Annotated in this window: 18 protein-coding genes; 6 read left to right on the top strand and 12 right to left on the bottom strand. The window is 73.7% G+C overall.

The window, feature by feature from the left end:
- Positions 1-4: 4 nt before the first annotated feature.
- Positions 5-1,144 carry a hypothetical protein gene (locus AB0C87_RS34550; RefSeq protein ID WP_360581337.1) on the top strand — a complete coding sequence of 380 codons (1,140 nt, stop codon included), beginning with the start codon at positions 5-7 and terminating at the stop codon, positions 1,142-1,144.
- Between the two features lie 7 nt (positions 1,145-1,151).
- On the opposite strand, the gene AB0C87_RS34545 is transcribed toward AB0C87_RS34550, so the two are convergent.
- From AB0C87_RS34545 to AB0C87_RS34515, 7 genes are all read right to left on the bottom strand, one after another.
- Positions 1,152-3,152: an ATP-binding SpoIIE family protein phosphatase gene (locus AB0C87_RS34545; RefSeq protein ID WP_360581336.1), complete on the bottom strand. Its 2,001-nt coding sequence runs from the start codon at positions 3,150-3,152 to the stop codon at positions 1,152-1,154.
- A 174-nt stretch (positions 3,153-3,326) separates the two neighbouring features.
- Entirely contained in the window at positions 3,327-4,187 is an 861-nt protein-coding gene (locus AB0C87_RS34540) for a fused MFS/spermidine synthase (RefSeq protein WP_360581335.1), read from the bottom strand.
- A 42-nt stretch (positions 4,188-4,229) separates the two neighbouring features.
- The gene (locus AB0C87_RS34535) at positions 4,230-5,258 is read right to left on the bottom strand and encodes a dipeptide ABC transporter ATP-binding protein (protein ID WP_360581334.1); all 1,029 of its coding nucleotides are present in this window, start codon (positions 5,256-5,258) and stop codon (positions 4,230-4,232) included.
- On the bottom strand, positions 5,242-6,276 hold the full coding sequence (locus AB0C87_RS34530) for an ABC transporter ATP-binding protein (RefSeq protein WP_345179154.1): 1,035 nt from the start codon (positions 6,274-6,276) through the stop codon (positions 5,242-5,244). Before AB0C87_RS34530 ends, AB0C87_RS34535 begins: the two co-directional genes overlap by 17 nt.
- Before the next feature lie 8 nt (positions 6,277-6,284).
- A complete protein-coding gene (locus tag AB0C87_RS34525; protein ID WP_353835255.1) occupies positions 6,285-7,241 on the bottom strand; it encodes an ABC transporter permease subunit in 957 nt (318 codons plus the stop codon).
- A gap of 7 nt (positions 7,242-7,248) precedes the next feature.
- Positions 7,249-8,175, bottom strand: a complete 927-nt coding sequence (locus AB0C87_RS34520; RefSeq protein ID WP_345179157.1) for an ABC transporter permease — start codon at positions 8,173-8,175, stop codon at positions 7,249-7,251.
- Positions 8,176-8,181: 6 nt separating this feature from the next.
- A complete protein-coding gene (locus tag AB0C87_RS34515; RefSeq protein ID WP_360581333.1) occupies positions 8,182-9,765 on the bottom strand; it encodes an ABC transporter substrate-binding protein in 1,584 nt (527 codons plus the stop codon).
- Positions 9,766-9,970: 205 nt separating this feature from the next.
- Between AB0C87_RS34515 and AB0C87_RS34510 the strand changes: the two genes are divergently transcribed.
- The gene (locus AB0C87_RS34510) at positions 9,971-11,374 is read left to right on the top strand and encodes a M20/M25/M40 family metallo-hydrolase (RefSeq protein ID WP_360581332.1); all 1,404 of its coding nucleotides are present in this window, start codon (positions 9,971-9,973) and stop codon (positions 11,372-11,374) included.
- Positions 11,375-11,431: 57 nt separating this feature from the next.
- Here AB0C87_RS34510 and AB0C87_RS34505 read toward each other — a convergent pair whose 3' ends face one another.
- From AB0C87_RS34505 to AB0C87_RS34495, 3 genes are all read right to left on the bottom strand, one after another.
- Entirely contained in the window at positions 11,432-12,208 is a 777-nt protein-coding gene (locus AB0C87_RS34505) for an ABC transporter permease (protein ID WP_360581331.1), read from the bottom strand.
- Positions 12,205-13,197, bottom strand: a complete 993-nt coding sequence (locus tag AB0C87_RS34500) for an ATP-binding cassette domain-containing protein (protein ID WP_360581330.1) — start codon at positions 13,195-13,197, stop codon at positions 12,205-12,207. Before AB0C87_RS34500 ends, AB0C87_RS34505 begins: the two co-directional genes overlap by 4 nt.
- A 151-nt stretch (positions 13,198-13,348) precedes the next feature.
- The gene (locus AB0C87_RS34495) at positions 13,349-13,993 is read right to left on the bottom strand and encodes a PadR family transcriptional regulator (RefSeq protein ID WP_345179167.1); all 645 of its coding nucleotides are present in this window, start codon (positions 13,991-13,993) and stop codon (positions 13,349-13,351) included.
- Positions 13,994-14,095: 102 nt separating this feature from the next.
- Here AB0C87_RS34495 and AB0C87_RS34490 point away from each other — a divergent pair, with 102 nt between their 5' ends.
- From AB0C87_RS34490 to AB0C87_RS34480, 3 genes are all read left to right on the top strand, one after another.
- Entirely contained in the window at positions 14,096-15,052 is a 957-nt protein-coding gene (locus AB0C87_RS34490; protein WP_360581329.1) for a hypothetical protein, read from the top strand.
- 63 nt (positions 15,053-15,115) lie between these two features.
- Positions 15,116-16,153: an MBL fold metallo-hydrolase gene (locus AB0C87_RS34485; RefSeq protein ID WP_360581328.1), complete on the top strand. Its 1,038-nt coding sequence runs from the start codon at positions 15,116-15,118 to the stop codon at positions 16,151-16,153.
- A gap of 70 nt (positions 16,154-16,223) precedes the next feature.
- Positions 16,224-16,862 carry a pyridoxamine 5'-phosphate oxidase family protein gene (locus AB0C87_RS34480; RefSeq protein ID WP_345179174.1) on the top strand — a complete coding sequence of 213 codons (639 nt, stop codon included), beginning with the start codon at positions 16,224-16,226 and terminating at the stop codon, positions 16,860-16,862.
- 75 nt (positions 16,863-16,937) lie between these two features.
- Here the strand turns inward: AB0C87_RS34480 and AB0C87_RS34475 are convergent, their stop codons facing one another.
- Positions 16,938-17,126, bottom strand: a complete 189-nt coding sequence (locus tag AB0C87_RS34475; RefSeq protein WP_345179176.1) for a DUF5302 domain-containing protein — start codon at positions 17,124-17,126, stop codon at positions 16,938-16,940.
- 142 nt (positions 17,127-17,268) lie between these two features.
- On the opposite strand from AB0C87_RS34475, the gene AB0C87_RS34470 reads away from it, so the two are divergent.
- Positions 17,269-18,669 carry a cytochrome P450 gene (locus tag AB0C87_RS34470; protein ID WP_360581327.1) on the top strand — a complete coding sequence of 467 codons (1,401 nt, stop codon included), beginning with the start codon at positions 17,269-17,271 and terminating at the stop codon, positions 18,667-18,669.
- Between the two features lie 30 nt (positions 18,670-18,699).
- On the opposite strand, the gene AB0C87_RS34465 is transcribed toward AB0C87_RS34470, so the two are convergent.
- Complete coding sequence (locus AB0C87_RS34465) at positions 18,700-19,059, bottom strand: hypothetical protein (protein WP_345179179.1); 360 nt, start codon at positions 19,057-19,059, stop codon at positions 18,700-18,702.
- Positions 19,060-19,079: the final 20 nt, after the last annotated feature.

Below are 19,079 nucleotides of genomic sequence, written 5' to 3'. Positions count from 1 at the left end.
ACGGATGCGACGCAGTGGCAGGGCGCTCTCCGCGGTCATCGCGGCCGGGATCGCGCTCACCCTCGCGGCCGACGTCACCGTGCTCGCGCGGGACCGGACGGGCGGCGGGCCCCGCCGGCCCGGGAACCTGGTGTCGGTCACCGAAGCGCCGCGGACGCCGGCCGTCGCGCCGCTGACCCGCCGCTACACGCCGCACCTGCTGGTCGCCGGGACGGCCACGCTGCCGCCCCAGGCCGTCGAGCGGGCGAAGCGGCTCGACGGCGTCGCCGGGGTCGCGGTCGTGGACGCCGCGCGGGCCATGGTCGGCGACCGCCGCATGGGCCTGCTCGGCGTCGACCCGTCGGTCTTCCGCGCGTTCGCGCCCGAGCCCACCGCCGGATCCGACCAGCTGTGGCAGACCGTCGCGTCCGGCGGCCTGGCGGTGTCGTTCGAGCAGAGCCGCGACGGGGCGCTGCCCCTCGGCGCGGTGGTCCCGGCGGGCCGCAGCACCGCCCCGGCGCGGGTCCGCGTCGGCGCCTACGCCTCGATGGGCATCGGCGACGTCGGCGCCGTGGTGTCCCGCGACCAGGCCCGCGCGCTGGGACTGCCGGACGGGAACGGCCTCGTCATCAGCGCACCGAAGGCCGACACCGCGGCGCTGGTGAAACGCCTGAAGAAGGTGCTCCCGCGCGGCACGAAGGTGGCGACGCTGGCCGCGCCGAAGAGCACCGGCCGCACGCGGCCCAAGAGCCCCCCGCGGGTGACCGGGCGGCCCGATGGGGCGTCCGGCGGCCGCTCCCCCATCACCGGCAACGCGATGACGCCCACGATGCGGACCGTCCTGCTGGAGATCGCCGGGATGTTCGGCCCCTTCCCCGTGATCGGCTGCCACCGCTCCACCGGCGATCCGCAGGACCACGGCGACGGCCGCGCCTGCGACTTCATGGAGAGCACCGGCGGCCGGCCGCCGACCGCCGGCGCCCAGCGGCACGGCGACGAGGTCGCCCGGTACGCCGTCGCGAACGCGCGGCGGCTCGGCATCTCCTACGTCATCTGGAGGCAGCACATTTGGAACGTGCGCGGCGGCGGATGGCGGCCGATGGAGGACCGGGGGAGCATCACCCAGAACCACTACGACCACGTCCACATCTCGGTGCTGCGCTAGCCGCCCTTCAGGGAAGCGGCTGCTCGCACCACACCACCTTGCCGTCCCGGGTGCGGCGCACGCCCCAGCGCTGCGCCAGCCGCCCCACCACGTGCAGGCCCCGGCCCGACTCGCTCGCCTCGTCGTCCTCGTCGTGGTGGCGGATCCGGGGGTGCCCGTCGGAGGAGTCGAACACCTCGCAGACCAGCCCGCCCTCCCGCACCAGCCGCAGCCCGATGCGGCCGCCCGCGTGCCGGATCGCGTTGGTGACCAGCTCCGAGGCCAGCAGGGTGGTGGTGTAGGCCATGTCCTCCAGGCCCCAGCGAGCGAGCCGGTCGCGGATGAGGCCGCGCGCCCGGCGCACGGCGGCCGGCTCGGCGGGCAGCTCCCAGGAGGCGTGCCGGTCGGCCGGGATCCGCGCCAAACGCGCCACCAGCATGGCGATGTCGTCGCGGTGCTGGTCGTCGTAGACGCCGTCGAGGGCCGCCTGGCACAGGTCCTCCAGAGGGCGGGCGGCGGCGCCCGGCCCGAACGTGGCGCGCAGCCGGGCCAGGCCGTCGTCGATGTCGCGCGCCCGGTTCTCCACCAGGCCGTCGGTGTACAGGAACAGCAGCGTCCCGTCCTCGACGGTGAACTCGCGGCTGACGATGGGCCCCTCGCCGCCCACGCCGAGCGGCGGCGCGGGCGGGACCGGCAGGTACTCCGAGGCCCTGCCGGGCGGGACCAGCAGCGGCGGCAGGTGCCCGGCGCTGGCCACCTCGCACTGGCCGCTGACCGCGTCGTACACGACGTAGGCGCAGGTGGCGAAGTGGGGTTCGCGCTCGCCGAGCGTCCGCATCAGGGAGTCGAGCCGCTCCAGCGCCTCGGCGGGCGGCAGCTCCAGCCCGGCGAGGGTGTGGATCGCGGTGCGGAGCCGCCCCATGGTGACGGCGGCCTTCACGCCGTGCCCGGCCACGTCCCCCACCACCAGCGCGACCCGCGCGCCCGGCAGCGCGATCGACTCGTACCAGTCGCCGCCGACCTCGATCAGCCGGCTGCCCGGCAGGTACCGGTGGTGCACCTCCACCGGCGACGGCGCCGACAGCCCGGTCGGCAGGAGGCTGCGCTGCAGGGTCAGCGCGGTCGCCCGCTCCCGCGAGTACTGCCGGGCGCTCTCGACGAAGATGGCCGCCCGGGTGGCGAACTCCATCCCGATCTCGACGTCGTAGGCGTCGAAGGGCCGGTGCGCGACGTTGCGCGTGCAGACGAAGAAGCCGAGCACGCCCGCCGCCGAAGTGATCGGCAGAAGCAGCATCGACGCGCCCTTGAGCAGTTCGGCGACAGGCGGGCGGCGCCAGGAGGAGGCGAGGCTCGCCGCGCCCTCCCCGCCGAGCACGCGCAGCACCGGCTCGCCGGACGCCAGGCACAGCGCGTGCGGCGTCCCCTCCGGGTAGGCGAGGGACTCCCCGGTCGGGAACGTCGCGTCCCAGACCGGGTCCTGGTCGTCGAACCCGATCGCCATCCGGCGCAGCTGCGGGCCGTCGGGGCCCTGCGGCCCCTCGTCGGCGTCGATATGGCTCTCCAGCAGCAGCAGCGCGCCGGAATTGCAGAAGTGCGGGACGAGCACGTCCATGAGTCCGCGCGCCAGCAATTCGAGGTCGAGCGTGGAGCCGATCCGCGGGAGCGCGTCGTCCAGCAGGGCGCGGCGGATGACGGCCGGGTCGACGAACCGGTCCGCGAGCGGCACCGGCACCTTCACCACGGCCAGCGCCGCGATCTCGGGCGCGCCGCCGCTCATCGGGTGGACGGTGACGACGGCGTCGAGCATGCCGCCGACCGGGGACTCCACGGCGAGCATGGCCGTGCGCTCCCGCCCGGCCCTCAGCGCCTCCAGCAGCGGCCTGCGCGCGCCGGGAATGACCTCGTCCAGCCGGGAACCCAGGAGGGCGTCCCCATTCGGGCACAGAACCGCAGCGGCGTTGCGGTCGAACTGGAGAATTATCCCCGACGAATCCATGCCGAGAATGAGAATTCGGGTGGACGACTCCATCGCTCGATTATGGGACATGGCGGGGCTCGATGAGGCCGATACGCGCGGGGAGTCCGTCCCTTACCGAAGCGCATGGGTCTCGGGCGGGAACTGATACCGGGTCCGCTTCCGCGCGGGGCCGTGCGGCGGGCCCGGTTCCCCGATCGGGGTCCGCGCGGCAGACGGGTCCCGCGGTCAGGACTTCCCGAAGACCTGCGGCGGCGGGACGGGCGCGACGATCTCCTCGCCGTCGAGCAGCGGCGCCGCGCCCGCGCAGAACGCCGCGAGGTCGCCGCCCTCCAGCAGGCGGGCGCGCGCGACGCCGCCCGCGGCGCGGCGCGTCAGCTCCGCCACGGGCAGCGGCTCCCGGGACGCGGCCACGATCAGGTTCCCGAAGCGGCGGCCCCGCAGCACGCCCGGGTCGCCCATCAGCAGCGCGTGCCGGAACACCGACCGGACCGTCGCGGTCACCCGGCGGGCGAACGGCAGCCGGAAACCGTCGGCGACGTTGGCCAGGTAGACGCCCCCGGGGCGCAGCACGCGCGCGGCGTCCAGGACGAACTCGCGGGTCGCGAGTTCCGGCGGCATCGACGCCCCGGCGAAGGCGTCCATCACGACCAGGTCGTCGGCCTCGTCGGCCAGGGCCGCGATCCCCGAGCGCCCGTCGGTGATCCGGATCCGCAGGCCGGGGACGCCCTTGACCGGCAGCTGCTCCCGGACGACCTGCACCAGCTCCGCGTCCGGTTCCAGCACCACCTGCCGAGAGCCCGGCCGGGTCGCGGCGATGTAGCGGGGCAGCGTGCACCCGGCGCCGCCGACGTGGACCGCGTCGAACGCCTCCCCGGAGAGGCCGAGCGCGTCGACCACGTCGCCCATCAGGCGCATGTACTCGAAGTCGAGGTAGGTGGGGTCGGACAGGTCCACGTACGACTGGGGGACGCCGTCGACGAGCAGCATCCAGCCGCCGTCGCGGTCGGCGTCGCGCAGCAGCTCCGCCTCCCCGCCGGCGATCTCGTAGGTTCGCGGACGGGGGGCGTGCCTGCCCTTGCGTGCCATGCCCCCACCCTACGGACCGCGGCCCGCGCGGCCCGCCACACCTCAGGTCTGCTCCGTCAGGTCGGTCAGGGCGGTCTCCGCCGCGAAGTGGCAGGCGCTGGGGTGGGCGGAGCCGTCCCGCTCCTCCAGGGCCGGCACCTGCTCCGCGCAGATGTCGCGCGCCTTCCAGCAGCGGGTGCGGAACCGGCAGCCGGACGGCGGGTCCAGCGGCGACGGCGGCTCGCCCTCCAGCCGGATCTGCTCCGTCCAGCCGGGCGCGTCCGGGTCGGGCACCGGGACGGCCGACAGCAGCGCCTGCGTGTACGGGTGGGTGGGGTGCTCGTAGATCTGGGCCTCGTCGCCGGTCTCGACGACCTTGCCCAGGTACATCACGGCGATCCGGTCGGAGATGTGGCGGACGGCGGCCAGGTCGTGCGCGATGAACACGTACGCCAGCCCGAGCTCGCGCTGCAGCTCGGCGAGCAGGTTCATCACCTGGGCCTGGACGGACACGTCCAGCGCCGACACCGGCTCGTCGCACACGATGACGTCGGGCCGCAGCGCCAGGGCGCGGGCGATGCCGACGCGCTGGCGCTGCCCGCCGGAGAACTGGTGCGGGTAGCGGCTGACGTGCCCGGGGTCGAGGCCGACGAGCTCCAGCAGCTCCTGCACGCGCCCGCGCCGCTCGCCCTTCGGCGCGGCCTCCGGATGGACGGCGAACGGCTCCCCCACGATGTCGCCGACCGTCATCCGCGGGTTCAGCGAGGAGTAGGGGTCCTGCATGACCATCTGCACGCGGCGGCGCAGCGCCCGCAGCTCCGCCTTCGGCAGCGCGAAGATGTCGCGGCCGTCGAAGCGGACCGTCCCCGCGGTGGGGCGCTCGGCGGCGAGCAGCAGTTTGGCCAGCGTCGACTTCCCGCATCCGGACTCGCCGACGACGCCGAGGGTCTCGCCGCGCCGCAGCTCCAGGTCGACCCCGTCCACGGCCTTGATCTGGCCGACCGCGCGCTTGACCACGACGCCACGGGTCACGGGGTAGTGCTTGACGAGTCCCTCGACCCGCAGGATCGGGTCCTCACTCGGCTCCGGCACGGTGCACCTCCTCGGCGAAGTGGCAGGCGGCCTCGTGCCCGGGGGCGACGGTGACGAGCGGCGGCCGCTCCGCCGCGCAGAGCGCCTCGGCGCGGGGGCAGCGCGGCTGGAACGGGCAGCCCGGCGGGAGCGCGGCCGGGTTCGGCGGCGCCCCCTTGATCGGGACGAGCGGGCCGCCGCGCCGGTCGAGCCGCGGCACCGAGGCCAGCAGGCCCCTCGTGTAGGGGTGGGCGGGCCGCGCGTACAGCTCCCGGGCGGGCGCCTGCTCGGCGACCGACCCCGCGTACATGACGACGATCCGGTCGGCGACGCCGGCGACGACGCCGAGGTCGTGGGTGATCAGCACCATGCCCATGCGCAGCTCGTCCTGCAGCCCGGCCAGCAGCCGCATGATCTGCGCCTGCACGGTGACGTCGAGCGCGGTGGTCGGCTCGTCGGCGATCAGCACGTCCGGCTCCAGCGCCAGCGCCATCGCGATCATGATGCGCTGCCGCATGCCGCCGGAGAACTGGTGCGGGTAGTCGCCGAGCCGCCTGGCGGCCGAGGGGATCCGCACCCGCTCCATCAGCTCCACGGCCTTGGCCGTGGACTCCCGGCGGCCGAGCCCCCGGTGCACCCGGAACATCTCGCGGAGCTGGTCGCCGACCGTGAAGACCGGGTTCAGCGCGGTCAGCGCGTCCTGGAAGATCATCGAGATGCGGTCGCCGCGGTAGGCGCGGCGCCGCCGCTCGGGCAGCCCGAGCAGCTCCTCGCCGCGCAGCCGGACCGAGCCGCGCTCGACGCGGGCGGGCGGGACGTCCAGGATGCCCATCACGGCCTGCGCCGCGACGCTCTTGCCCGATCCCGACTCGCCGAGGATCGCGAGCGTCTCCCCCTCGGCGAGGGTGTACGACAGCCCGTTCACCGCGTGCACGTCCTGGTCCCGCACGCGGAACCGGACGTGCAGGTCCTCGACGCTCAGGAGCGGCGCCACCGGCTCCGGGGCGGGAACCGGGTCGTCCTTCAGGTCCGTGGTCATGTCTCGGCTCACCGCAGCTTGGGGTCGAGGGCGTCGCGGACGGCGTCGCCGAGCATCAGGAAGCTCAGCACCGTCGCCGACAGGAACAGCGCGGGGAAGATCAGCAGGTGCGGGTGGTCGACGAAGGAGTCCTTCGCCTGGTTGAGCTGGAGGCCCCAGGAGACCTCGGGGTACTGCAGGCCGACGCCGAGGAAGTCCAGCGTCGCCTCGCCGACGATCACGTGCCCCACGTTGAGGGTGGCCACCACGATCACCGGGGCGATCGCGTTCGGCAGGATGTGCCGGAGCATGATCCGCCGGTCGGACGCGCCGAGCAGCCGCGCCGCCTGCACGTAGTCGGCGTCGCGGACGGAGATGACCTGCCCCCGCATGATGCGGATCATCGTCGTCCAGCCGAGCAGGACCAGCACCAGCGTCATCGCCCACACGCCGTGCGAGGGGAACGCCACCAGGATCACGGTGGCGCCGAGCACGAACGGCAGCCCGAAGAAGACGTCGGTCAGCCGGGCGATCAGCGCGTCGACGATGCCGCCGTAGTACCCGGCGAGCAGCCCGAACAGCAGCGCGATCAGCAGCGCGAAGACGGTGACGGCGACGCCGATCAGCAGCGTCGGGCGGGCCCCGTGCACGACGTGCGCGTAGTAGTCGCAGCCCGCGAGGTCGGTGCCGAACCAGTGGTCGCCGGACGGCCCGAGCTTGGCGTCGTTGGCGTCGCAGCCCTCGTTGACGCCCGTGGAGGTGAACAGCCGCGGCGCCACGGCCATGACCGTCACGAGCGCGAGGACCGCCGCCGATCCCCAGAAGAGCCAGCGGCGCCGCAGCTCGTGCCACGCGTCGTCCCACAGCGAGGCCCGGCCGATGGCCCCGCCGGCGACGGCGACCGCGGCGGCGCTCGTCCCCGGGGCCCCAGGACCGGGCGCCGGCTCCGCGCCCGGCGGCCCCGCGTCCGGCTGCTTGATGGTCATGCGCCCCTCACTCGTACCTGATCCGCGGGTCGAGCACCCCGTACAGCAGGTCCACGACCAGGTTGACCAGCAGGAAGATCAGCACCAGCAGGGTGACCGCGCCGACCACGACGGGCCCCTCCTTCAGCTGGATCGACTCGAACACCTGCCCGCCGATGCCCGGCAGGTTGAAGATGCCCTCGGTCACGACCGCGCCGGCCATCATGTTCCCGAAGTCGACGCCGAGATAGGTCACCACCGGGATCAGCGAGTTGCGCAGGGCGTGCCGGCCGACCACCCGCGCCCGCGACAGCCCCTTGGCGTTCGCCGTCCGCACGTAGTCGGCCCGCAGGTTCTCCGACAGGCTCGTGCGGGTCAGCCGCGCCACGTACGACAGGCCGAGGGAGCCGAGCACCATCCCGGGCAGCAGGTAGGACATCGGCCAGCCGTCGTCCGTCCCCGCCGTGGGGAAGATCTGCCAGTGCAGCCCGAACAGGAGCTGCGCGACGTAGCCGAGCACGAACACCGGCACCGCGATCACCAGCGTGGTCCCGCTGAGGACGAGGGTGTCGGCGAACCGGCCGCGGCGCAGCCCAGCCCAGATGCCGAGCAGGATCCCGACGACCAGCTCGAAGACCCAGGCGGTGAGGGCGAGCTGCGCCGTCACCGCCCAGCGCCCGCTGAGCATCTCCGACACGCTCTGGCCGGTGTAGTTCTCGCCCAGGTCGCCCTGGACGAGACCCCACATGTACTTCGCGTACTGCACCAGCAGCGGGTCGTTCAGGTTGTAGCGGTCCCGGAGGACCTCCAGGACGTTCTCCGGGACCGGCTTGTCCCCGGCGAGCGCCTGGATCGGATCTCCCGGCAGCGCGAACACCATCGCGTAGATGAGCAGCGTGGTGCCGATGAAGACGGGGATCGCCTGCAGGAGCCGCCGGAGGACGTAGCGCCACATCGTCGGCTACTTCACCGTCACTTCGGTGGCGATCAGACCCGTCGAGAACGGGGTGATCGTGACGTTGTCCACCCGCTTGGAGCGGCCGCCCTCGCCCGCCCACGTCCACAGCGGGATCATCGGCATCTCGCGGATGGCGACGTCCTCGGCCTGGTTGTAGAGCGCGTTGGCCTGCTGCGGGTCCGGCGCCTTGTTGGCCTTGGCGATGAGGTCGTCGAACTCCGTGCTCTTCCAGCCCATGCGGTTGCCCGCCGAGCCCCACATGTTCTCCAGGTAGTTCTGCGGGCTCGGGTAGTCGGCCTCCCAGTTCTGCCGGTAGGGGCCCTTCTCCTTGCGGTCGCTCAGCAGGGAGAAGTAGTCGGACGCGGGGACCTGCCGGAACTGGATGTCCTTGATACCGAGGTTGTCGCGCAGGGAGTTGGCGACGATCCGCATCCACTGGGCGTAGGTCGGCTGCGCGTTGGAGAAGTACAGCTCCAGCGTCCCGGAGAATCCGCCGGCCTTGTCGAACAGCTGCCGGGCCTTGGCCGGGTCATAGGTGCACAGCTCGCCGCAGGCGTTGGCGCGGTGCCCGGGAATGATCGACGGGATCAGCGAGTCGGCCGGGAAGTAGCTGCCGTTGAAGACCGCCTTGTTGACGCCCTGGCGGTCGATGGCCATCGAGATGGCCTTGCGCAGGTCGGGGTTGGCGAACCGCTTGTCGAACACCGGGAGGCCGAGGTAGTCGGTGGTGCTCATCTTCCGGGCCAGGAACCGGTCGCCGAGGAGCCGCTTGGCCTCGGGGACCTTGGCCGACGGGATGGTCTGCAGCACGTCGATCCGGCCCGCCCGCAGGTCGGTGTAGGCGGTGTCCGCGCTGGAGTAGCTCTTCCAGGTCACGCCCTTGTTCTTCGGCTTGCGCGTCCCGGTGTAGCCGGGGAACGCGACGAGCTTGACCTGCTTGTTGCGCTCCCAGTTCCCGTCCATCATGTACGGGCCGTTGCCGACCGGGTGGTCGTCGAACGCCTTGGGGTCCTTGAGTCCGGCCTTCGGCATCGGCGCGTACGCCGGGTAGGTCAGCAGCAGGGGGAACTGGCTGAACGGGTCGTTCAGCGTGACCTTGAGCGTGTTCTGGTCGACGACCTCGATGCCGGAGAGCTTGTCGGCCTTCGGCTTCGCGTTCTCGTCCTCGGGGTTCAGGTCCGCGTACCCCTTGATGTACGAGAAGTAGTCGTTGGCGCCCATCGCGTTCGGCCCGTAGGCGGCGTGGTTCCACGCGTCGGCGAAGCTCTGCGCCGTCACCGGCTCGCCGTTGTGGAACTTCTGGCCCGCCCTGACCTTGATCGTCCAGACCTTCTGGTCGGCGGAGGTGACCGACTCGGCCGCCAGCGGGACGGCCTTACCGTCCCGGGTCAGGTCCATCAGGTTGTCGAACAGCTCGGTGATCACGTCGAAGGCGTAGCTGCCGGTCGTGTTGGCGGGCATCAGGTGGTCCGGCTCGGAGTGGCCCACGGTGAACGTACCGTCGCTCGCCTTGGCGTCGTCCCCGCCGCAGGCCGACAGGCCGAGCGACGCGGCCAGCGCCACCGCCGCGAGACCCGCGACGTTCAAGCGGAGACCCCTTCCGGCACCCCTCAGGCTGGTCATGCTCCTCCTCGGCCGTGTCGTTCGGCGCACGGGCGCTTGGCCGCCCGCGGTCCTTGGAACGCTCGCAGCGTCGTACTCAGCCTGGCAGTTCGGATACGGCGCTGACGGAGTCGAAACCGGATCGAGACGAACTTGATCATTCGTTGACACGGGTCGGCGAGGGAGCAGAATGAAGCCTCGTCGCGGGAAGGAATCGGGGGCAGCGGTGGGCTTCGAGCAGGCGGGCGGGACGGCCGGCGGCACGGTGGACGGCGGCACGGCGGACGGCACCGGAGGCGATCGGGGCGGCGCCGAGGCGGCCGCGATCTGCGCCGACCTCATCAGGTTCGCCACCGTGAACCGGGGCGAGGGGGTGGCCGAGCCGGAGCGCCCGGCCGCCGAGCACGTGGCCGGGCTGCTGGACGAGGCGGGCGTCGAGACGACGATCGTGGAGTCGGCGCCGGGCCGCGCGAGCGTGCTCGCCCGCGTCCCGGGCACCGACCCGTCCCATCCGGCGTTCCTGATCCACGGGCACCTGGACGTGGTCCCCGCCGATCCGGCCGACTGGACCGTTCCGCCGTTCTCGGGCGAGGTGCGCGACGGATGCGTGTGGGGGCGCGGCGCCGTCGACATGAAGGGCAGCCTCGCGATGACGCTCGCGACCGTGCGGGCGCGGCTGCGCGAGGGGCGGCGCACGCGCGGCGACCTGGTCCTGGCCTTCCTGGCCGACGAGGAGTGCACCGGCGAGCACGGGTCCCGGTACGTGGCGCGCGAGCACCGCGGGTTCTTCGAGGGCTGCACGGAGGCGATCAGCGAGTCCGGCGGGTTCAGCGTGGACGCCGGCGGGGCGCGGATCTACCCGATCGCGACCGGCGAGCGCGGCACGACCTGGATGCGGCTGACGGCGCGCGGGACCGCCGGGCACGGGTCCAAGCCCGCGCCCGACAACCCGGTCGCCGAGATCGCGCACGCGGTCTCCCGGCTGGCCTCCCACCAGTGGCCGGTCCGGCTGACGCCGGGCGTGCGGGCGCTGCTGGACGGGCTCGCGGACGCCCTCGGCACGTCCATCGACCACGACCGCCTCGACGCGGAGGCGGCCCGGCTCGGCCGCGCCGGGCACCTGTTCGCCGGGACGATCCGCAACTCGGCGAACCCGACCCGGCTCGACGCCGGCTACAAGGTCAACGTCGTGCCGGGCACGGCGACCGCGCAGGTCGACGGCCGCTACCTGCCCGGCACGGGCGAGGAGTTCCTCGCCACGGTCGACCGGCTGCTCGGCCCGAAGGTGACCCGCGAGTTCATCAACTACGAGGAGGCCCCCGCCGCCGACCCGGCGGGCCCGACGTTCGCCGCGCTCGCGGGCGCGCTCCGCGCCGAGGACCCGCTCGCGCGTCCCGTCCCGTACGTGATGGCCGGGGGGACCGACGCGAAGTCGTTCCACCGCATCGGCATCACGAGCTTCGGCTTCGCGCCCCTGCTGCTCGGCCCCGAGCTCGACTACTTCGGGATGTTCCACGGCGTGGACGAGCGGGTCCCGCTGGACGGCCTCGCCTTCGGAACCCGCGTCCTGGACCGCTTCCTCGACACCCGTTAGAGGAGGCAGGGGGTCCCGGCGCGCGCGGCCACCGGAACCCCTCGGGCCTCTCCCCCGTCACCGGGACTTCTGATAGCTCCGGAGCGAGTGGACCGCGAGCCCGACCGCGGCTGCGGTCAGCACGAGCAGCCATCCGCCGTGCGCCGCGACGGCGGACCAGTCGGGATCCTCGGCGAGCGCACCGCGCGACGCGTCCAGGGCCCAGCTCACCGGGTTGCCCGCCGCGACGTGCCGCATCCAGGCCGGCATCAGGCTCTTCGCCATGAACGCCGACGACAGGAACGTCAGCGGGAGCAGCAGCATCACGTTCAGGCCGATGATCGTGTTGCGGTCGCGCACGAGCAGCGCGAGCGTGTTGGACAGCGCGGCGAGGACCACGCCGATCAGCACCGCCGCCGCGACCAGCACGGCGACGCCGCCGGGACCGCCGGGGTAGTGCGCGCCCGCCGCCCGGCCCAGCGCGATGATCACGAGCGACTGGAACGCCGTGCTGAGAGCCTGCTCGATGACGCCGGCGTTCGCGATCGCGCCGCGCCGCACCGGCGCGACGAGGAACCGGTCGAGGGTGCCGCGCTCGATCTCGTCCATGGTCGCCATCCCGGCGAACGAGTTCAGCGAGACCGCGTTCATGACCACCACGCCGGGGACGATGTAGTCGAGGTAGGACTGCGCGCCGAACCCGGGCAGCTCCGCCACCTTCCTGAACAGCTGGCCGAAGAGGAACAGCCAGATCATCGGCTGCGCCAGCGTCATGACGAGGACGGCGGGACTGCGCACCAGCGCGGTCAGCCGGCGGTGCGTCATCCACCAGGTCCCGGTCGCGAGCGCGGTCATCGGACGCCTCCGGCAGCGGTCTCGGCGGGGTCGGGTGCGTCGGCCCGCGCGAACCGCCGTCCGGCGTAGCGCAGGTACACGTCGTCCAGCGAGGGCCGCGCGACGGTCGCCGCCGCCGCGGGGACGCCCGCCTGGTCGAGGGCGGCGAGGACGGCGGGCACGGTCGACGCGCCGTCGTCGGCGCGGGCGCTCAGGCGCGGCCCGTCCAGGACGATCTCGCGCACGCCGGGCAGGCGGCCGAGGGCCTCCCGCACCGGCGGCTCGGGCGGCGCCTCCCGCCACTCCACGTGGACGGCGTCGCCGCGCAGCTCGCCCTTGAGGGAGTCGGGGGTGCCCTCCACCACGACGCGGCCGCGGTCGACGATCGCCAGCCGCCGCGCGAGCCGGTCGGCCTCCTCCAGGTAGTGGGTGGTCAGCAGGATCGCGAGCGCGTCGTCGCCCGCCAGCCGCGCGATCTCGGCCCACAGCGACGCGCGGGCCTCCGGGTCGAGGCCGGTGGTGGGCTCGTCCAGGAACAGCACCCGCGGGCGGTGGACGAGGCCGAGCGCGACGTCGAGGCGCCGCCGCATCCCGCCGGAGTAGGTCTTCACCGGCCTGTCCGCCGCGTCGTCCAGCCCGAACCGGGCGAGGAGCTCGGCCGCGCGGCCGCGCACCCGCGCCCCGCCCATCCCGTGGAGGCGGCCCTGCAGGACGAGGTTGTCGCGGCCGCTGGCATCGGGGTCGGCGCCGGACCGCTGGGACACCACGCCGATGACGTGGCGGACCCTGTCGGGCCTGCGCAGCACGTCGTGCCCGGCCACGGCCGCGGAACCCGCGTCCGGCCGGACCAGCGTGGTGAGGATCTTGACGGTGGTGGACTTGCCCGCCCCGTTGGGGCCGAGCAGCCCGAGGATCTCGCCCGGCCCGACCGTGATCGACAGGCCGTCCAGGGCCCGGACGTCGCCGGGGTAGTTCTTCACGAGGCCCTCGGCCTCGATGGCATGCGCCATGTTCTCCTCCGTGCCAGGAAACGTGCCGCACGAAGGGCCCCGGATAGGCTGGTGTCGCGTCACGCCGCCAGGGCCCGCCTCGCGCGGGTTCTCGGTGGTGGGTCCGGGCCCGGCGGCGGTGTTGCAGCACCGCCGCCGGGCCTTCCGCTCGCTAGTCCTCGGGGGCTCCCCTCTCCGCCAGCTCGGCGATCTCGGGCGGCATCTCGCCGGTCGCGTGGAAGGAGCGCCACAGGTCGAGGTGCGGCAGCGTGCCGTCCTCGATCTCGGCGAGGAAGCCGCGCACCCACGCGGCCTCGGCGCGCCGCATCGCCAGGTCGTACTCGGTTTCCAGCAGGAAGAGGCGCGGCACCTCCTTCTCGCCGTCCAGGGCGGCCTGGTCGGCGGCGATCTCCCGCTCCATGGCGTCGAGGCGGCCGCGCAGCAGCGCCGCCACCTCGTCCGGGCCGAGCGCGCCGAGGACCGAGAGCCCCGCCTCGAACCGCGGCCGCTCGCGCTCGGGCACGCCGATCAGCTCCCGGACCCAGTCGGCCAGCTCGTCGCGTCCCGCGTCGGTGATGCCGTAGACGGTGCGCTCGGGCCTCGCGCCTTCCCTGGCGCTGCCCTCGACGGCCAGGAACCCGTGCTTCTCCAGGTTGCCGACCACGGTGTAGAGCGAGCCCCACTTGATGTCCATGTCGCGGTCCTTGCCGCGGGCGCGCATCAGGGACGCCATCTCGTACGGGTGCATCGGCCTGGCGGAGACGGTCGACAGCACGGCGAGCCCCAGCAGGTTGCTCACCTTGCGCCGCTTGGCCATCCTCGCCTCCTCGTGAACGAGTATTCGTACACGAGTATTGCATCCGCGGCCGCCTCCGTCCACCCCCGATGCGCGCGCACCCGGCGCGGGTAGAGATCGGACGTGGACTTCTCCAGTGCGGCCGACGACCTGTACGGCGTCCTGCCCGCCGACTTCGTGGAGACCCGGAAGCGCCTGGCGCAGGAGGCCAGGAAGGAGGGCGACGCCGCGCTCGCCAAGCGGATCGGGGCACTGCGGCGCCCCACGCTCTCGGCATGGGCGGTGAACCTCCTCGCGCGCTCGGCCGCGGACGAGATCGCCGGGTTGCTGGACGTCGGCGAGGAGATGCGGGCGGCCTGGGGCTCGGGCCGCGGCCTCGGGGACCTGGAGCGGCGGCGTGCCGGGCTCGTCGCGGCGCTCGTGCGGACCGCCGGCCGGCTCGCCGCGGACGCGGGCAACGCGCTGCGCGAGCAGGCGGTCCGCGAGGTGGAGGACACGCTCCAGGCGGCCACCGTGGACGCCGCCGTCGCCGAGGAGGTCCGCGAGGGACGGCTGTCGCAGCCCCGCAGCCACTCCGGGTTCGTCCCCGCAGGGTTCTCCACGGCGCCCGCGGACCGGCAGGAGGGCGCGAAGGCGAAGCCCGCGGACAGGCCCGCCCGGCAGAAGCCGCCGCCCGAGAAGAAGGCCGAGCCGGAGAGCAAGGCCGAACCGCAGAAGAAGGCCGAGCCGGAGAGGTCGAACGTCACGCGCACGAGCGCCGCCCGCGCCAAGCGGGCAGAAACGCTGCGCAAGCGCGCCGAGCAGGCCGAGGACAAGCTGGCCGAACGTGAGGAGCGCGCCGACGCCGCCCGGCGCGAGGCGCGGGAGGCGTCCGCCAGGGTGGGGCATCTCCGGCACGAGCTGGAACGGGCGATCGCCGAGCGGGACGCCGCGTCCAGGAGGGCGGATCGCGCCGAGGAGAACCGCGCCCGCGCGGAGGAGGCCGCGCGCGAGGCCCGCGAGGCCGCCGCCGAGGCGCGCCGCGCCGCCGACCGCGACCCCCACTCCGCACGCCCCGCCTCGAAGGCGGGGCGAGGATAAAAGGGATCTCCGGGATGAAGTAGGTTCTTCCCGAACGCGATTCGACAATAGAGGGGGCACGCGGTGGCGGCACCGGTCGTGGAGCAGCCGACTGACTGGACCGAGCCGGGCGCTCATCCGGTGGCGCCGGGGGTGCACCGGATCCCCCTGGGCCTGCCGATCCCGTCGCTGCACGCCGTCAACGTGTACGTCATCGAGGACCCCGAAGGCCTCGTGGTCGTGGACTCCGGCTGGGCCATGCCCGACACGGAGGCCTCGCTCGAAGGCGCCCTCGCCACCCTCGGGCACCGGCTGGACGACGTGGCGCAGTTCCTCGTCACCCACGCCCACTGGGACCACTACTCGCAGGCGCTGGCGCTGCGCGAGTCGTTCGGGACGCGCGTGCGGATCGGGCGGGGCGAGCGGCCGTCGATCGAGGCGTTCGACGCTCGCCGGGGGCTGCACCCCCGGCAGGTCGAGCTGCTGCGCCGGTGCGGCGCGGACGAGGTGGCCGACGAGATCGCCGGCAGGCCTGTGGAGCGTTCCGAACGGGACGTCCCGCACACCATGCCGGACGCGTGGCTGGACGACGGGGAGCGCGTCGCCCTGACCGGACGGGGCCTGGACGTGTTCGCCACCCCCGGGCACACGCGCGGCCACGTCGTCCTGCGCGACGCGGCGGCCGGGCTGCTGTTCGCGGGCGACCACATCCTGCCGCACATCACGCCGTCGATCGGGCTGGAGACCGAGCCGGAGCCGAAGCCGCTGCGCAGCTACCTGGAGTCGCTGCGGCTGGTCCGGGACATGCCCGACACCGTGCTGCTGCCCGCGCACGGCCCCGTGCGGCCGAGCGTGCACACCCGGATCGACGAGCTGCTGGAGCACCACGCCGAGCGGCTGGACGCCGCAGCCGCGCAGGTGCGCGCCGGGCGCGCCACGGCCTTCGAGGTGGCGACCGCGATGCCGTGGACGCGCCGCAGGCGCAGCCTCGGCGACCTGGACGCGTTCAGCCGGATGCTGGCCGTGCTGGAGATCGAGGCGCATCTGGACGTCCTCGCCGACCGGGGCGTTCTGGACGCCCACGAGGAGGGCGGCGTCCGCCGCTACGCCGCGCGGCGCTGACTCCCCGGGCCGGGCGCCCGGAGAGGCCCGGGTTAGGCTGATCTTCGATTCCCCGGCGGAAGGAGCGGCGATGACGGTCGCCCCCGAGTTCACTGCGATCACCTCCGCGGCGGAGCTGCGCGAGCTTCTCGGCGCGCCGATGCGGCGGGCGGTCGACAAGGAGCGGGTCGCGCTGCACGAATGGGACCGCCGGTGGCTCGCCCGGTCCCCGCTCTGCCTGATCGCCACCAGCGACGCCGCGGGGAACTGCGACGTCTCCCCCAAGGGCGACCCTCCGGGCTTCGTGCACGTGATCGACGACACGACGATCGCCATCCCGGACCGCCCCGGCAACCGCCGCGCGGACGGGTTCATGAACGTGCTGAGCAACCCCCACGTCGGCCTGATCTTCCTCGTGCCGGGGCGCGGCGAGACGCTGCGGATCAACGGCCGGGCCACGCTCGTCAGGGACGCGCCGTTCTTCGGCGAGATGGTCGTCAAGGGGCACCGGCCGGCGCTCGCGCTCGTCGTGGACATCGAGCAGATCTTCTTCCACTGCGCGAAGGCGCTCATGCGCTCCCGGCTGTGGAAGGCGGAGTCGTGGGATCCGGAGGCGCTGCCGCCGCACGCCCGGATCGTCAAGGACGTCCAGTACACCGAGGAGAGCGTCGAGGAGCTCCGGGAGTACTACAGCGAGGCGAACTACAGCAAGAAGCTCTACCAGGCCTGACACGGCCGGGGCGGCTGAGGAGACGGAACGACCCCCGCGCGTTCCGCGCGGGGGTCCTTCGGCGGTGCGGCCCGGTCAGCCGCTCTTGCGGCGGAACTGCCGCTGGTGGTCGGCGCGCTCGTGGGTGCCGCGCACCTTCGAGCCGCTCCGGCCGCCGGAGCCGGCGTTCTTGCTCTCCGCGCCGCGCTTGCGCTCCAGCGCCTCCCGGAACCTGCGCTTCACCTCGTCCTCGCCGTCTTCGGGCGCTCCTTCGGAGTCGGCCATGCGGACCTCCAGCTCTTGTATGGGCACCCCTAGCGTCACACACCCCGCGGTGGACGCGGGCCCGTGCACGCCGAAAGATCGCCGTGGGAGATTCCAGCATAAACCGGCCATCGGCAAACGTTCTCTCCTAGGGTTTGTGCACGTGGAGCCCCAGACGCCGCAGGCCGAGCCCGTCCCCGCCCATCCGCCGCTGGAGGCGCTCGCCGTCCAGCCGCTGCTGAACCCCGACTACGAGTCCCGGCCCGCGGCGTTCTACGAGCGGCTGCGGGCGGAGTACGGTCCCGTCGCTCCGGTCGACGTCCTCGGGGTGCCGGTCTGGCTCGTGGTCGGCTACAGCCAGACGCTCGACATCCTGCGCGACCACCGCGGGAACTGGAGCCGGCGGGTCGGCGCCTGGCGCGCGTACCGGGAGGGCGCGGTCCCGGCCGACTGGCCGATGCTGCCGGTGGTCGAGTCCGACAACTGCGGGTTCCGCGACGGTGCCGACTCCACCCGGCTGCGCGGCGCCTGGAGCGAGGGGCTGCGGCCCTTCCAGGACCGGAGCCGGCCGGAGGCGAAGGCGCTGGAGCTGGCGGTCCGCCGGTACGCCGACGAGCTGCTCACCGTGATCTCCGAGAGCGGCGGCCGGTCCGGTTCGGCGGACCTGTCGGCGCAGTACGCGCGGCCGCTGCCGCTGATGGTGATCGGCCGGCTGCTCGGCTCGGAGGCCGACGACGGCGACGAGCTGATCCTCGACCTGTGGCGGGTGATGGACGCGGGCCCGGACGCCCAGGAGGCGTCGGCCCGGCTGATCGCACGGGTCGCGGACCTGTGCGCGGCCCGGGTCGCCGCCCCCGCCGAGGACCTGCCGTCCTTCATGCTCGCCGCCGTGCCCGACCTGACCGCCGAGGAGCTGACCGGCGAGATGGCGATGATGACCGGCCTCGTCGGCGACGTGACGGGAACGCTCATCTGCAACACCATCACCGAGGTGCTGATCGGCGAGACCGGCGCCCGCGACAGCCTGTCGGCCGGGATGCTCCAGGAGGCGATCAACCGGGCCGCGGCCGCCAACCCGCCGATGGCGAACCTGGCGTTCCGGTGGGCCAAGGCCGACGTGCGGCTCGGCCGGTTCCAGATCGCGGCGGGCGACCCGGTCATGGTCTCGCCCGCCGCCGCGCACCAGGACCCGGCGTTCGCGGAGGGCGGCGCGCCCGACTCGATCTACAGTTCGCGCGCCCATCTGGCGTGGAGCGCCGGCCCGCACGCCTGCCTCGGCCGCGACCTCGCCACCACCATCACCACGATCGCGGTGGAGCGGCTGTTCGAGCGGTTCTCCGGGCTGCGGCTCGCGCTGCCCGCCGACCAGCTCGCGTGGCGCTCCTCCCCGCTGATGCGCGGCCTGCGGTCGCTGCCGGTCACCTACGAGCTGGCCGGAAACCCGCCCGAGCCGCGGCCCGCCCCCGCCGCCGAGGAGGCGGCCGAGCAGGAGGCGCCGGACGAGGGAGGGCAGGCCTCGCTGGTGCGGCGCGTCCTGCGGATGATGCGGCTGTCGCAGTCCTGACCGGCCTCGTCCACCGCGGAACGCGCCGGGTCACCCGGCGGCGGGCTCCCCGATGCCGTCCACCTCGACGGTCCACACGCCGTCCATGACCTCGGTCAGGGTGAGCCGCAGCACCAGCGCGGAGCGTCCCTCCGCCGCGGTCCACAGCGGGAGCGCCACGCGGTAGGCGCGCTCCCCGCCCGACACCTGCTCGACCCCGGTCACCTCCAGGTCCGCGAAGGCGTCGTCGGGCGGGCTGATCAGTTCGCGCCCGGACGCGGTCACCGCGTCGGCCATCTGCGCGGCGCTCAGCCTGCGCCCCTCGGTGAGGGTCTCAAGCTCCTCGTAGTCGCCGCGGACCAGCAGCCCGACCACGACCCGGACCGCGTTCACGCCCTCTTCCGCCAGCATGCGCCACACCGTACCGCGCC

This window comes from Actinomadura sp. NPDC048021 (genome assembly GCF_040653135.1).
GTDB lineage: Bacteria > Actinomycetota > Actinomycetes > Streptosporangiales > Streptosporangiaceae > Spirillospora > Spirillospora verrucosospora.
The sequence above is the reverse complement of the archived record's forward strand: the minus strand, read 5'-3'. Positions and strand labels throughout refer to the sequence as shown.

Bases quoted from the DNA above. Each gene is read 5' to 3' on its own strand.
- AB0C87_RS34550 (WP_360581337.1), top strand. From the start codon at position 5: ATGCGACGCAGTGGCAGGGCGCTCTCCGCGGTCATCGCGGCCGGGATC.
- AB0C87_RS34545 (WP_360581336.1), bottom strand. From the start codon at position 3,152: ATGGAGTCGTCCACCCGAATTCTCATTCTCGGCATGGATTCGTCGGGG.
- AB0C87_RS34540 (WP_360581335.1), bottom strand. From the start codon at position 4,187: ATGGCACGCAAGGGCAGGCACGCCCCCCGTCCGCGAACCTACGAGATC.
- AB0C87_RS34530 (WP_345179154.1), bottom strand. From the start codon at position 6,276: ATGACCACGGACCTGAAGGACGACCCGGTTCCCGCCCCGGAGCCGGTG.
- AB0C87_RS34525 (WP_353835255.1), bottom strand. From the start codon at position 7,241: ATGACCATCAAGCAGCCGGACGCGGGGCCGCCGGGCGCGGAGCCGGCG.
- AB0C87_RS34520 (WP_345179157.1), bottom strand. From the start codon at position 8,175: ATGTGGCGCTACGTCCTCCGGCGGCTCCTGCAGGCGATCCCCGTCTTC.
- AB0C87_RS34510 (WP_360581332.1), top strand. From the start codon at position 9,971: ATGAAGCCTCGTCGCGGGAAGGAATCGGGGGCAGCGGTGGGCTTCGAG.
- AB0C87_RS34505 (WP_360581331.1), bottom strand. From the start codon at position 12,208: ATGACCGCGCTCGCGACCGGGACCTGGTGGATGACGCACCGCCGGCTG.
- AB0C87_RS34500 (WP_360581330.1), bottom strand. From the start codon at position 13,197: ATGGCGCATGCCATCGAGGCCGAGGGCCTCGTGAAGAACTACCCCGGC.
- AB0C87_RS34495 (WP_345179167.1), bottom strand. From the start codon at position 13,993: ATGGCCAAGCGGCGCAAGGTGAGCAACCTGCTGGGGCTCGCCGTGCTG.
- AB0C87_RS34480 (WP_345179174.1), top strand. From the start codon at position 16,224: ATGACGGTCGCCCCCGAGTTCACTGCGATCACCTCCGCGGCGGAGCTG.
- AB0C87_RS34475 (WP_345179176.1), bottom strand. From the start codon at position 17,126: ATGGCCGACTCCGAAGGAGCGCCCGAAGACGGCGAGGACGAGGTGAAG.
- AB0C87_RS34465 (WP_345179179.1), bottom strand. From the start codon at position 19,059: ATGCTGGCGGAAGAGGGCGTGAACGCGGTCCGGGTCGTGGTCGGGCTG.